Here is a 13,601-nt window from a genome sequence, read left to right on the forward strand (position 1 = left end):
CGTATTCATCCGTCCGATATTCTGAACGTCGGCTGGCGAACGAAACAAGCAATTACCCCACGAGTTGGCCCCGAACGAGACCTGGTAATGGACGGTAAACTCCGAAACAGTCGCTTATTCCCCGTCGCCTCGCTCGTCGAACAGGAGTTCGAACAGTTTTCGCTGGGCTATCCGTGAGTGCCGGCTGAACGTCGGCTGAGAGACACCGAGCACCCCCGCAACCTCTTCGCCGGTACTCTCCCGGGGCCACTCGAAGAAGCCGCTGTAGTACGCCGTCTCGAGCGTGCGAAGCTGTCGATCCGAGAGTCGGTCCCGCAACTCGGCGTCGAACGACCGACGCCGAGCGTCGGACCCAGTGCGTTCGCGTCTGGCGACCAGTTTCACCCCCCGATAGCTGCGTTCGAGCATTCGGACGAATCCACGCACTGCGATCGTGTTCGGCAGTTCGACGACGAGACGCGTCCGATCGCCGGCCGGTTCGATCGAACGCAACGCGCCGCCGTGCTCGGCGATTCGGTCCGCGATCGTTTCCTCGCGGACGACGAGTTCGACGCCGGAATCCGTCCCGATCCGGCAGATCGAGTCGACGCCCGCGAGTGAGTCGGCACCGTCGTCTCCGTCGGCGTCGTCCAGCGCCGTCGTGCAGTAGACGGTCGACCCGCCGGACGATCCGGGAACGACCGTCCCGACGGTGATCTCCGTCTCCAGATGGTGGGCGGTCGCGAGAAGCGGGTCGTCCTCGTCGCGGACCACGAGTTCGAGTTCGACACCCGACTCCGAGAGCAGCGCTCGCTTCCGCTCGAGCGCCACCGTCGCGTGGCCGGCGACCGTCGCGAGGTGGCGACAACGACTCCGAACTCGATCGTCGAACAGCCCCGACCGATCACCGTACGCGGTGAGCGTTCCGTACCGGAACTCACCGTACTCGATCGGCGTGAGCAGAGCGCTCCGATAGCCGTACTCGAGCGGTTCCTCCCGCCAGGGCTCCCCGTCGCCGGTCCGGCGATTCGATTCCCTCTCGAGGTCGATCGCCACCGTCGCGTCCGACGGTTCTGCCGCCGTCGTGTCAGGCGACTTCTCCCCTGTCACGCCCGACGGTTTCTTCCCCGTTACGTCCGACCGACCCCCTCGGCCGACGAACCCCAGGTCGGGATCGACCGGCACCGACAGCGAGTCGAGGAACTCGCCGCCGTCGCCGACCCAGGTCGACGGCGTCACCGTCTCTGCGCCGACGTCGTGGCGGCCGATCCAGACGAGGCCGATCGATCCGCTCGTCCCCACGGGAGTGACTTCGCGTACCGCCTCGCAGACGCGCTGCTCGAGGTCGTCTCTGGTTTCGGCCGCGAGTATCGCGCGCACCTCGGCACGGAGCCGTTCCGAGTCCCCCTCGAGTGCCTCGTACACGTCGCGTTCACGACCGATCGTCCGGAGCCGACGGCGACGCTCGAGCGCCTCGAGTGCGACCGACGCCGCGTCGGCGAGCGGTTCCACCGCGTCGACCTCGAGCGACGCGAAGCCGAGCGGTCTCGCGGTCGTGGCGAGAAGGAGGTTCTCGTTGTCGACCGGCAGGACGAAGACGCGTTCGGCCCGGACGCCGGAGCGCTCGAGAAGCGGTTCCAGCGTGGAGCCGTCGGAGACGATTGCCTCGCCCGCGTCGAGAAGGGGTTCGATCTCGGTTCGGTCGACGGCGACCGCCGGGAGGTCGAGTCGGTCGTCTGAGCCGGTCGTCGCGACGGCTGCCGGCTCGAGGACGCCGTCGTCGACCCGGTACCAGGCTGCGAACTCGGCGTCGGCACCACCGAGAACTGCATCCGCGACAGCCCGTCGAATCTCGACGGCAGTGTCGGCCCGACGGAGGTCGCAAACGGCGTCGAGGACGCTCGAGCGAAGCGTCGCCCCCGATCGCCGCCGGTCACGGACGGTGCAGACTGCCCGAGCGTCGTCGTCCAGCGGCGTGATGAAGACGTCGACCGCGCGCCCGTCACCGACCGCGAGGTCGCCGGAGACCGGCTCCATCCACCTGAACAGGGGCGACTCCAGTCGCTTCCGGATCCGGGCCGCGAGGTCGGCGTCGAACAGGTCGTCGACGCTCCGACCGATCAGCACGTCGTCGTCGGCCAGTTCCCGAAAGGAAGCGTTGGCGAGTTCGACGGTCGTTCCGTCGAGTACGGCCACGCCGTCGACGACTCCGTCGATCGCGTCCTCGAGGAGTGCGAGTCGGTTCGCTTCCGTCCGGAGGGACGTCTCGGCGTCGGCCCGCGAGCGGTCCCCGCCCGAGCTCTCGCGTGCGACCACCGACATCCCCCCGTCGTCCGGGTAGGCCGTCACCTCGAGCGGCGCGTCGAACACCGGGTGGCTCGTCTCGAACGCGACCGGGTCGCCGGTCGCGGCCGACTCCCTGAGTCGATCGGCGAACAGCTCACGAACGTCGTCCGGGAGAACCGACCAGAGGACGGTTCCGGGCTCCGGCTCTCCCTCGAGCAATCGGCCCGCGGCGTCGGTCCAGTGGACGAGTTCCCACCGCTCGCCCAGAACCAACAACGGGTCGCCGACGTGTTCGAGGGCCGTCTCGACTGTCTCGTCTCCGACCTCCGGCGCCACCGTGATCGTCGTGATCACTCCCTCGACGTCCGGGTCCTCGAGGCGATCGACCGCCGTCAACTCGACGACCGTCCACGCTCCGTCGTCCGTGTGCAGCCGACAGGTGACCGTCTCGGTCGAGCCGACGGGCCGGTCGCGGACGCCCGAAACCACCTCGCGTACCCGGTCGCGATCGTCGGGATGGACGAGACCCGGGAGAGCCGATCGAACGAGATCGTCGGGCGTCCAGCCGAGGCGGTCGACGGCCGGGGTTGCGTACGTGATCGTGCCGTCGGTCGTCACGACCACGAGCGGAACGTCCGCGTACTCGAGGAGTCGTCGGTAGTTGCGATCCGGTTCGCGCTCGTCGAGTCGAGCCCCCCTCACCGCGTTCCCGACGCGAGTGACGGCGACTGGCGACGGCGTCGCCGGATCGACGACGTCGGTCGCACCCGCCTCGATCGCCGCCGTCTGAGCGTCCGTATCCGCGACGGCGACGATCGGGACCGCTTTCGCGCCGTCGCGGATCTCGTCGAAGACCGATCCGTCGGCAGACGAGTCGAACTCGCAGACGACACACCGCACGTCGTCCGACTCGAGTCGGTCCCGTGCGCCGTCGGTCGACGGCTCGAGCCACACCGAATCGGCCCCCAGCGCCGATTCGAGGGCCGCGGCGGCGGCGGCGACCGCCGGCGAGTCGCCGACGACGAGAACCCCCGGGGTGCCGGCGGCGACGGCGGTGGCGTCGTCGCTCACGGTCCGAACACCTCCTGAGAGAGCGACCACCCGCGCCTCGAGTCGAACCGGGTGTCCACGGTGGGGTTCGATTTCCTGCCCGCAGAGAAAATTATCGTCACGGTACGATTCAGTAATCCTGGATTACGATCGGGGCCGAGATCGTTTCTCCGCCAATTAGCCCGCCTCTCCGCTCATCTGCTGTCAGTGGGAGGTTCGCCTCTTCGCTCATCGGCTGTCAGTGGGGTGTTCGCCTCTCCGCTCATCAGCTGTCAGTGGGAGGTTCGCCTCTCCCCCACCGACTCTCAGTCGGTGATCGTCTCCACCGGCAGACCGTCAGTTCGGGGCCGTCTTCGGTCGGTCGGCCATCAGCCTGGGCTCCTCCCCCGCCGGTCCGCACGCTATTCGGTCAGCGGGCAAACGGTCGTCTGCAGCCGGTGGACGCACCTCGGGTGGCGGTCTACGTCCCCTCCCTGACGGTTACCACGGGAACCGGCGCGTTTCGGACGACCTCCTCGGCGACGCTGCCGACGATCAGTTGGTCGAGCCCGCTCCGTCCGACCGTCCCGACGACGATCAGATCGGCACCGGAGGCCGTCGCGGCCTCGAGAATCTGCTCCTGTGGCACGCCGTGGCGAACCGTCGTCCGCACGTCGACCCCCTCGGCCGTCGCCGTCCGTTCGACCGTCTCGACGACGTCGATTGCTTCGCCTTCCGGGTCGGACCGCATCTTGTCCCGTTTTTCCGAACTGTGTGGTCCCTCCTCGGCGACCGAGAGCACGTGGAGCGTCGCATCGAGGCGATCCGCGAGCGCAAGCGCGTGGTCGGTCGCGCGTCGAGCACCGTCGCTCCCATCGGTGGCGAGCAGGAGATCTTGGTACATCACTGTTCGGACGTTCGGTCGACGGCCGAATACGTCCCCGACTTGCCGGTGCTGGGGATACACGACACCCCCTCGACGAATCAGAAGAAAACGGACCACCGGTGGCCGCAGTCGTCACGCTCGAACGTCCGCTCGAGCCCCGAATCAGTGACGTTTCGATCGACTTCCTCATCCGTCAACTCGAGACAGCTCGGACAGCGCGTTTGCTCACGTAAGACGGGATACGAGCTCTCGCGGCATAAAGAATTGTCAACGAACGTTGGATTAAGTGATGGTGTAATAGAATACTCGACGGACCGCCGTCTCGGACGGTCACCTGTCCGTCGATCCCTGTGGCAAGTCCCGTGGTCGCACTGGATAGCGTTCCGGTCAGATCACGTCGAGGACGACGACCGCGAGGTAAAGCTGTCCGATGCCGGCGAGGATCATGACGACACCGGCGAGGCGTTCCAAGTGATCGCTGTAGGCCATGATCTTGCCCGTGCTCGCGACCAGACCCATCCCGGTCGCGACGGTCAGCGAGACCATCAAAAGCGTGACGCTCCCGACGTAGGTTCCGACGACGAGCGCGGCCGTCGCCGGCGGATACGTGAGCGCGCTGGCGACGACCGCGCCGAACAGCGGGGCGACACAGCCCGCCGCGGCCAGCGCGTACCCCACGCCGAAGATCCCGAATCCGAAGACGCTCGAGCGCCGTTTCGGAAGCGCGACCGACAGCGACGGTGCTCGACCGAGTACGACCAGTACGCCGAAGATCAACAGGAGCGCACCGGCGATCGGTTCGAAGAGGACGACGTTCGAGATGGTCGAGTGGCCGACCCAGAACGCTAACCCGAATAGGGCGGCGAGGGTTACCAGGACGCCGCCGCCGGCGATCAGCCCGCGGGTGAGCGAGCCGCCGAGTGAGGCGTCCTCTCCTTCGGTTTGACTGACGTAGAAGCCGACGTAGCCGGGCAACAGCGGGTACGCACACGGGGAGAAGAACGTCAGAAAACCGGCCTGGAGGGCGAACGCGAGCGTCAGAAGGAACGTCGTGTCCGCCCCGATCATGGGTCCCGAGCCGCGAGTGCGTCCTCTATTCGGTCGACGAGTTCGTCGGCGGTCTTGACGCCGTCGTCGGACCAGCGGACCCGACCGGAGGGATCGATCACGGCAGCGGTCGGATAGCCGCCGGCGAGGTAGCGCTCGGTCAGCTCCGCCGTCGGGTCGAGTCCGACCGTCCAGCTCCCGCCGTTGTCGTCCCACCACTCGACAAGTTCGTCCTCGGTGATCGAACCGGTCTCGCCCACCGTCTCGTTGGTGACCGACATGAAGAGGACGTCGTCACCGACTCGCTCGTACGCCTCGGCGAGAGCGGGCATCTGCTCGATACAGGGCGGACACCAGGTGCCGAAGATGTCGACGAACGTCGGGCGATCGGCGGCGGGGACGAGCACGTGACCGGCCTCGCTCCCCGGCGCGTCGACCGTCTCGATCTCGAGCGGGTCGCGTTCGACGTCCTCGCCGGTGAGTTCGTCGACCGACGGGACGCCGAACACCGCGAGGGCACCGGCACCGGCGACTACGCCTGCGCTCGCAACTCCGGCGATAGCTTCCCGTCGACGCATGGTTATCGTTGTGCGACCGTTCTGGCGTCCTCGACGATCGCCTCGACGCTCACTTCCTCGCGTTGCTGGACGGCGTTTGGATACGATCGCTCGACGATTCCGTCGTCGTTGACCAGCATGATCAGGTTGTAGTGGATAAACGTGTACTCGCCGTGGTCGTGGTCCTCGTGATCGGTACCGTGGTCCTCCTGACCGTGGTCGTCGAGCTCGTCGTCGTCTTCGACCCGTTCGATGTGCATGCCGAACGTGTCGTCGAGTAGCTGCTCGCCGTCCTCGTAGCTTTCGGGTCGCAGGAAGTGCCAGTTGTCGGCCTCGTGGTCGATCCCGCGCTCGCCGGCGTACTCCGCTAAGACTTCCGGCGTGTCCCGCTCGGGATCGAACGTCATCGCGAGCAGCGCGATGTCGTCCTCGTAATCGCGTTCGATCGCGTCCTCCTGGGTCCGGCGGAGACGCAAGAGCAACGCGGGACAGGCGCCGTCGGGACACGCCGTAAAGAAGTACGTCATCAGAAAGGCTCGCTCGCCCACCATGTCCTCGAGCGATACGGTCTCTCCCGAGAGCGGATCCGGCAGGGAAAACGAGGGGAACTCGTCGCCGTGGGTTGGGTGGGAGGGGTCCCCGCGTGGTTCCTCGGGGGAGCCGAGTGCGGTTCGGCCGTCGCCGCCGACGAACCCGACGTTGTCGAGACAGCCGGCGATCCCCGCGACTCCTGTGGCCCCCGCCGCTCGGAGGTACGTTCGGCGTTCCATATCGGACGGTAGGGTGGAGCGATCAAAGGCTCGTTGGTTCGTGTTTCGAACTGAACGCGACCCTGAACGGCTCGGACGTCCGGAATACTGACCGTGTGACGACCGGTCGGCCGCGAAACGGTGTCCGTTCGATCGTAAACCACGCCGTACGCTCGGCGAACGATTCGAAACGGATCCCCCACTCCCAGTACGGCTGGTATAACTATCGGCCAACCTCGAGTAGCACGAGGACATGTCGAAGTCGAACCGTGGCGCGATGGACATCGGCTGTCCCGCGTGTGACGCGACCGTCAACACGTCCGTGCCGCCCGGCCCCGGTATCGTCGAGGAAAGCGACTCGAACCGACTGCGGGGAAGCGAAACCGTCTGTCGAAGCTGTGGCCACGAACTCGAGTTGTACTACTATTAATCGGGCTGGGATCGACCCCTGCTCCGGCCGACACCCGGCGGTCGACCCCGCCCGAAACGAGAGCCGATCGACCTATCGTCTCGTCGAACCCTCCACTGGTCCAGAACAGTACGGGGTACCTATTAGACCTCCATGCGGTTGCAGGCCACGAATCAACCCGTAGCGGCGCTGTGTTCTACCAGCGAATGCGAGTTACCGACGAGCGATTGTCGTCGACGAACACGGATAACAGATCGATACGAACCGACGGAGGCGACCGGAGCCTGCGAACCGACCGCTCTCGGGAACCGAACTGTCCTGGGTCGTTGATCGTCGTCTCGAACCGCCAGCCCTACCGCCACGAGTACGACGAATCGGACGACGAGCGATCGGTATCCGTCGACGAACCGACCGGCGGGCTGACCGCTGGTCTCGACCCCGTCTGCCAGCGAACGAACGGCACCTGGATCGCGTGGGGCGACGGCGACGCGGATTTCGACGTCGCCGACGACCGACACTGCGTCAGCGTTCCACCATCGTCCGGGGCGTACACGCTGCGCCGACTCGACCTCTCGGAAGACGCAGTCGATTCGTACTACCGCGGGTTCAGCAACCGCGTCCTCTGGCCGCTCTGTCACGGGTTTACGGATCTCCTCGAGGAGCGGCCGAACGACTTCGAGTGGTATCGGTCGGTCAACGATCAGTTCGCGACCGCAGTCGCCGACCACGCCGACGACGACTCTGTCGTCTGGATTCAGGACTACCACTTTGCGCTCGCTCCGCGAACGATCCGCGACTCGATCCCCAGTTCGGCGGCGGTCGCGCAGTTCTGGCACATTCCGTGGCCGACGCCGGAGACGTTCCGCGACTGCCCGGCGGCCGTCGGCATCCTCGAGGGGCTTCTCGGGAACGACCTGCTCGGATTTCACGTCGATCGATACGCGAAAAACTTCCTCGAGTGTGTCGAGCGAGCGCTGCCGTCGGCGACGGTCGACCGGGACCGCCACACCGTTCGGTACGACGGCGAGGCCACGACGGTCGTCGCGACGCCGATGGGTGTCGACGCCAAGCGGTACGACCGGAACGCCCGGTCGGCCGATCCGTCACGACTGTCGTCGGTTTTCTCGACGAACGGCGTCTCGAGCGAGACCGTCCTCGGACTGGGCGTCGACCGGCTCGATTACACGAAGGGGATCCCCGAGCGACTCGCTGCACTCGAGCGGTTCTTCGAGCGGAATCCGCGCTGGCGCGGGTCGTTTACCTTCGTCCAGAAGGCGACCCCCTCACGAACCGAGATACCGGCCTACCAGCGGTACGGCGAGTTCGTCCGAGACGAGGTCGAGCGGATCAACCGCCGGTTCGCCACCGAGGACTGGCGACCGATCGTCTACACCGACTCGTACCTCGAGACGGAGACGCTCGCCGCGTTGTACCGGCGAGCGGAGGTGATGATCGTCAGCCCGCTCGTCGACGGCATGAACCTGGTCGCACAGGAGTACGTTGCCTCGAGCAGCGACGCCGACGGAACGTTGCTGTTGAGCGATCGAACCGGGGCACACGAACGTCTCGGCTCCCACGCGTTTACGATCGATCCGACCGACGTCGACGGGTTCGCACGTCGGATCGACGACGCGCTCTCGACGCCCCGTCACGAGCGTCGTCGCCGGATGTCCGCCCTTCGTAACCGCGTTTTCGACCGGGACATCGGGTGGTGGATGGCCACCCAGTTCGACTGGATACGGCGCGTCCACGACGACCGACAGCACGAGGGCCACTCCGATCTCGATCCGGATTCTCCGGAGTACACGTCACCGATATAATCCATGACCGCCGAAACCCCGCCACGACGACTCGAGGTGGGACTGGTACAGATCCGGTCGGCACTGTCTGCAGCCTCGCGACTGCTAGTCTGTCTGGATTTCGACGGAACGCTCGCACCGATCGTCGACGACCCGGCGGATGCGACCCCGCTCGACCGAAACGAGGAGGCACTCGAGACGCTCGTCGCCGAACGGGCGGTCTCGACGGCTATCGTCAGCGGGCGTGCACTCGCCGACGTTCGAGGCCGCGTCGGCGAGTCGGACGCCTACGCCGGCAATCACGGGCTCGAACTCCTTCGTAACGGCTCGCTCGCGGTCCACCCCGTCGCCAGCAAACGGGCCACGCTGGTCGGGGAGTCCTGCTCGGCGCTCGAGGCCGCCCTCGATTCGGTTCCCGGCGTCCGAATCGAGAACAAGCGACTGACCGCGACGGTTCACACGCGGGCCGTCCCCGATCCGCTCCGTCCGCTCGTTCGCCGACGGACGGCCGCAGTCGTCGACCGGCTCGGCGGCACTGACCTCGAGGTGTCACGGGGAAAACGGGTCCTCGAGATCGGTCCCGCGATCCCGTGGGGAAAAGGTAACGCCGTCGAGTTGACCGCGGCGGATCTCCCGCCCGAGACGGTCGTCGTCTACGTCGGTGACGACACAACCGACGAATCGGCGTTCCGGGCCGTCGGTCCCGACGGTATCGGGATCCGGGTCGGCGGTGAGGAGCCGTCGGCGGCCGACTGGCGGGTCCGCTCGCCGACGGAGGTCGCTTCGTTTCTGACGTGGCTGGGTTCGGCCGGCATCGGGTTGCTCAACGGGTCACTCGAGGACGAAGAAACCGGAACCATCCGTCCGCCGTCCGTGCAGACGGAACTGCCGAAATCGTCCGGAACGGCCGACGATTGAGCGGCCTAGGGGGAGAATGCCGACGGAAACATCCGGTAGTAATTTTCCGCAAAGAGCCGAAAGTATTAGTTACCACTGGAAATATAGAGTGCGTATGAGAGTGAACGAGTGTGAAATTACGACAGCCAACTGACTTCCTGATCCTCGACGCCCTGGAAGACAAGGGACGAAACGTCGCAACGAACCTCTCCGCCCACACGGGCAAGAGCCGAAAGAATATCAACACCCGACTACCGGTCCTCGAGGACTACGGACTCGTCGAGAAGATCGGACCCGCCGAACGGTCCGGCCTCTACGAGATCACGTCGCTCGGGAAGGCCGCACTCGTCTACCGGGACCAGTACGACGAGGTCGACGACTTCGAGTCGCTCATCGAAGGGCCGAACGCGGCCGACGCGGAGGAAGCCGGTGGCGAGCAGGCGAGTTTCGCCCGCGGCGACGAAGACGAGGCGGAAGAAGACGACTAACTAACCTCGACTGACCGACGTTCGGATTCGGCGTTGGTCCTATGGATGGAGACGGTAGCGTCCACTACCGCCCACTCGAGTTCCGAAGTCGGACGCCGCCGCTGTAACTCGTCAGTTCGCGCCGTGCACACGTCGAAAACGCCAGACTGAGCTGTCGGCTCAGATCGCCCGGGTCGGGATAGCTCGTGCCACATCGCGAGCGGTCGTACGGGCTGTTCGAACTGAACGCGTACGTACTGAGCATCGGCGTCGACACGATCGCATCGCCGTACCGAAACGCGACGCCGTGGTCGTGGTGTAACCCCAGCGCGTGGCCGACCTCGTGGAGCAGAATCTGAATCGTCCGAGTGCGCGTCTGGAGCGGAACGATCCGGCGTTGGACGTCCCCCTCGGGTCCCGACCCGACCAGTTTGTCGAACGGCTCGAGATCGGCGATGTGTCGCGCGCCGCCGACGGAGGCGACGTGTGGCAGGCCGTAGCCGGTCGGGGCTCGCTTCATCTGGCCGTCGGTCACGATCAGATTGACGTCGCCCGCGGGTTCGACGTCGCTCGAGCCAACGGTTCCCGATGCGAGCGCCAGCGGCCACTCTCCGCCGGTCGTGACGCGCGCACCGTCCTCGGTCGAGACCGACAGGACGCCGCCGAAGGAGGCTTCGAGCGACCAGAACTCGAACGTCATGAGTTCCTCGACGTACTCGAGGACGCGCTCGGCGACCCCGTCGTACGCGGCGGCCTCCTCCGAGAGCCAGAGTCGAAACTCGAGGGTCCGAACCGGATCACGCGTCGCGTACGCGAGCGTCCCGAGCGACCCGACCGACCCGATCGCTCCCAGGACGTGTCGGCGGTTCACGACTGACCGTTCGGTGTGACTCGTTCTCTAGCTCGCGGTTAGTATATTCACGAGTTATATACGCGGCCGTTCAGGAACGCCGTCCCACCGGTTGCGATAGCGACGATCGCGTATCGACGACGTGTGTGGCAGTCCGTTCGATGCGGAGTTCCGTCCAGTCGGGAAGCGCTCGCGGGTCGGTCGCCACGAGAAACAGCAGTTGGGCGCATTCCGTCTCCACCAGCCGTCGATCCGGATCCCGCTGGCGGAGACAGCAACGCCACCTCCCACTCTCGAGTCGACGACGGACCTGCCAGGCCGTGTAGTACTGACCGTCCGATGCCTCGAATACAGTCTCGACTGGATCGATCGATGCCACTGTGTGCACCTATACACCCGACCCCACGGTTGTCGTTCGGTATAAACCGGTTCGGTTGGGGCGGTGCACCCACGGGATCTCTGCCATCTGGAGTCGAATTGCCCGGCTCCGGTCGCTCATCACTCGAGTGAAATCTGCACTGGTCTATCGGCCACCGGGTTCATATGCGTGACTTTTATAGTATCCTGACGGTCTGGTGTCGGTGAACGTCACGTTCATCGGAAGAGTCGCCGAACGACCATCCATCGACGCACCGCTTGCGAGGACCTACTCGCTCGTACCGCCGCCTTCGAAGAACTCGCCGAGGACGGTCTTCAGGCCTTTCCGAAGGTGCTGGTGCATCGTCGGCGCCGAGACATCCATCGCCTCCGCGATCTCCTCACCGGTGCTCTCACGGGGCCAATCGAAGAAGCCACCGTAGTAGGCAAGCCGGAGGGTGGTGAGCTGTCGGTCGGTGAGTTGGTCGAGGATTAGATTGCGACGTTCGGCGGCGGTTCGGACTTGCCGGTCGACCTCCCGTCTGGCGACGAGTTCGGTGTTCTCGTAAATCGAAGAGAGTGCGTCCGCGATCTCCCTGACGTTTGCCTCCTGTGACACCTCGACCAGACAGCTTCCGACGGCGTCCTCGACCGTTACGTCACGAATCGTGGTGCCGTGGTTCGTCAGCGTTCGAACGCCGGAGTCGCTCAGCCGCATCTCGATCGTACAGCCGCTGACTCCGTCGTGGACGAGCCGACACTCCTCGATCGAGCCGTGGTCGTTTGCCTCCTCGAGTACCGTCTCCCCGTCGACACCGTCGATCGTGACGAACTGGAACGTCCGCCCGTCCGCAGTCGTCCCCGCCCACTCGAGCGAACAGGTGCAGTCGTACTCCCGTGAGAGGTCGAACGAAAACGTCTCGCCGCCATCGATGCGAAACTCGAGTTCGACGACGGTATCGGCAAACAGCAGCTGGCGGTTTTTGACGGCCATGATCGTAAAGCCGATCGTCTCGCCGAGTAACTCGAATCCCGCCCGCTCGCTCTCGCTAAACGCGTCGTCGCGACTCGCCAGAACGGTTAACGCTCCGTAGGTCGCGTCCTCGTGGGTGATCGGGACGGCGACGACGGCCTCGACGTCGTCGTCGGCAGCGGCCGTCTGCAGCGGGTCGGGCAACGGCTCGCGCTCGAGGACGTGATCTTCCGTCTGAATCTCCGCCGACCGGACGGCGCGTCGGAACGGGCGATCAGGACCGCTCGTCCCCTCCTGTACGCACTCGAGATAGGTCGTCGCGTCACCCGCGCCGGTTCGGTACGCGAGGGAGCCGTCACCGGTCCACTCGGCGATCCAGGAGCCACAGTACAGCTCCGAATCGACGAGCTGTCGACAGACCTCCCGTTCGATCGCGTTTCGGCTCGGTGCCTCGACCAGCGTCTCGATCACCCGCCGGACGACTGCGTTGATCCGGTTCAGCGTCTCGAGTTCCGCCTGGCGTGCCCGGAGTTCCCGTTCGCGTTTCGCCCGTTCGGTGATATCGCGTGCGAGCCACACGGCAACTCGCCGTCCGTCGATTCTGCGATCTGTCGGGACGACCCGGGCTTCGTACCGGAGATGTTCGTCAGCCGTCTCGACGTCGTACTCGATCGACTGTATCTCGTCGGACCGGATCGCTCGCTCGACACAGTCCAGAAGCCGTTCCGCGGTCGGTTCCGGGAACGCCTCGCCGATCGTCGTTCCGACGAGTTCCGCCGCGGTCGTCTCGTACAGCTCCGCCGATTCGGGACGGACCTTCGCCTCGAGGTACGTTCCGTCTTCGCCGATCACGAACGCCTCATCAGGCAGTTCCTCCGCGAGGATTCGACGGAACTCGACGTTTCGGTCCCGTTCCCCGGTCGTCTGCACCGAATCCACGATCCGGTCGATCAGACGGGGGCCGTCTTCCGGAACGTAATCGGTCGCACCTGCCCTGATCGCTACCGTCGCTAGCTTCTCGCTTCCGTCGCGGGGAGCGACGACGACGGGCGCGTCGGGGACGTCCTCCTGAATTCGCGTGACGGTCGTCCGGACGATCTCAGGGTCGTCCGCAGACAGCACGATCGCGTCCGGAACGGCGTCCTCGAGTCGATCGTCGAGGTCAGCGACCGAAACAGACCGCACGCTCATCCCCGTCCGGTTCCGTATCTCGTCCGTGACGTCACTGCTGGCGCTTCGAGCGTCCGTCACGAGGACGATCAGTTCTCCACTGGTGTTCGATTCCATACCATCAACAGGTCCCATACATCTCGGGA

12 protein-coding genes are annotated in these 13,601 nt (G+C 65.6%); 4 read left to right on the forward strand and 8 right to left on the reverse strand.

All coding sequences use genetic code 11. The annotated features are described in order from the left end of the window. Positions 1 to 114 precede the first annotated feature (114 nt). From FYC77_RS14125 to FYC77_RS14145, 5 genes are all read right to left on the reverse strand, one after another. A complete protein-coding gene (locus FYC77_RS14125) occupies positions 115 to 3,336 on the reverse strand; it encodes a bacterio-opsin activator domain-containing protein (protein WP_149082139.1) in 3,222 nt (1,073 codons plus the stop codon). Positions 3,337 to 3,775: 439 nt separating this feature from the next. Continuing rightward, positions 3,776 to 4,198 carry a universal stress protein gene (locus FYC77_RS14130; protein ID WP_149082140.1) on the reverse strand — a complete coding sequence of 141 codons (423 nt, stop codon included), beginning with the start codon at positions 4,196 to 4,198 and terminating at the stop codon, positions 3,776 to 3,778. 369 nt (positions 4,199 to 4,567) lie between these two features. Further along, positions 4,568 to 5,248 (reverse strand): cytochrome c biogenesis CcdA family protein, encoded by a 681-nt coding sequence (locus tag FYC77_RS14135; protein ID WP_149082141.1) that lies wholly within the window; start codon positions 5,246 to 5,248, stop codon positions 4,568 to 4,570. Next, positions 5,245 to 5,805: a TlpA family protein disulfide reductase gene (locus tag FYC77_RS14140; protein ID WP_149082142.1), complete on the reverse strand. Its 561-nt coding sequence runs from the start codon at positions 5,803 to 5,805 to the stop codon at positions 5,245 to 5,247. The genes FYC77_RS14135 and FYC77_RS14140 overlap by 4 nt, the downstream gene beginning before the upstream one ends. A 2-nt stretch (positions 5,806 to 5,807) precedes the next feature. Continuing rightward, positions 5,808 to 6,554, reverse strand: coding sequence for an SCO family protein (locus FYC77_RS14145; protein WP_149082143.1), 747 nt, complete (start codon positions 6,552 to 6,554; stop codon positions 5,808 to 5,810). A 232-nt stretch (positions 6,555 to 6,786) separates the two neighbouring features. Here FYC77_RS14145 and FYC77_RS20190 point away from each other — a divergent pair, with 232 nt between their 5' ends. The 4 genes from FYC77_RS20190 (at position 6,787) to FYC77_RS14160 (ending at position 10,126) form a co-directional block, all read left to right on the forward strand. Then, positions 6,787 to 6,963 (forward strand): hypothetical protein, encoded by a 177-nt coding sequence (locus FYC77_RS20190; protein WP_162354536.1) that lies wholly within the window; start codon positions 6,787 to 6,789, stop codon positions 6,961 to 6,963. Positions 6,964 to 7,148: 185 nt separating this feature from the next. Beyond that, positions 7,149 to 8,762, forward strand: coding sequence for an alpha,alpha-trehalose-phosphate synthase (UDP-forming) (locus tag FYC77_RS14150; RefSeq protein WP_149082144.1), 1,614 nt, complete (start codon positions 7,149 to 7,151; stop codon positions 8,760 to 8,762). Positions 8,763 to 8,765: 3 nt separating this feature from the next. After that, on the forward strand, positions 8,766 to 9,659 hold the full coding sequence (otsB, locus tag FYC77_RS14155; protein WP_149082145.1) for a trehalose-phosphatase: 894 nt from the start codon (positions 8,766 to 8,768) through the stop codon (positions 9,657 to 9,659). Positions 9,660 to 9,769: 110 nt separating this feature from the next. Further along, positions 9,770 to 10,126 (forward strand): winged helix-turn-helix domain-containing protein, encoded by a 357-nt coding sequence (locus FYC77_RS14160; protein WP_149082146.1) that lies wholly within the window; start codon positions 9,770 to 9,772, stop codon positions 10,124 to 10,126. A gap of 64 nt (positions 10,127 to 10,190) precedes the next feature. Here FYC77_RS14160 and FYC77_RS14165 read toward each other — a convergent pair whose 3' ends face one another. From FYC77_RS14165 to FYC77_RS14175, 3 genes are all read right to left on the reverse strand, one after another. Further along, positions 10,191 to 10,976, reverse strand: a complete 786-nt coding sequence (locus tag FYC77_RS14165; protein WP_149082147.1) for a zinc metalloprotease — start codon at positions 10,974 to 10,976, stop codon at positions 10,191 to 10,193. A gap of 70 nt (positions 10,977 to 11,046) precedes the next feature. Next, a complete protein-coding gene (locus FYC77_RS14170) occupies positions 11,047 to 11,343 on the reverse strand; it encodes a hypothetical protein (RefSeq protein WP_238386960.1) in 297 nt (98 codons plus the stop codon). Positions 11,344 to 11,601: 258 nt separating this feature from the next. Next, positions 11,602 to 13,572 (reverse strand): bacterio-opsin activator domain-containing protein, encoded by a 1,971-nt coding sequence (locus FYC77_RS14175; RefSeq protein WP_149082148.1) that lies wholly within the window; start codon positions 13,570 to 13,572, stop codon positions 11,602 to 11,604. Positions 13,573 to 13,601 lie beyond the last annotated feature (29 nt).

Origin of the sequence: Natrialba swarupiae (assembly GCF_008245225.1) — an archaeon.
GTDB classification, from domain to species: Archaea; Halobacteriota; Halobacteria; order Halobacteriales; family Natrialbaceae; genus Natrarchaeobius; species Natrarchaeobius swarupiae.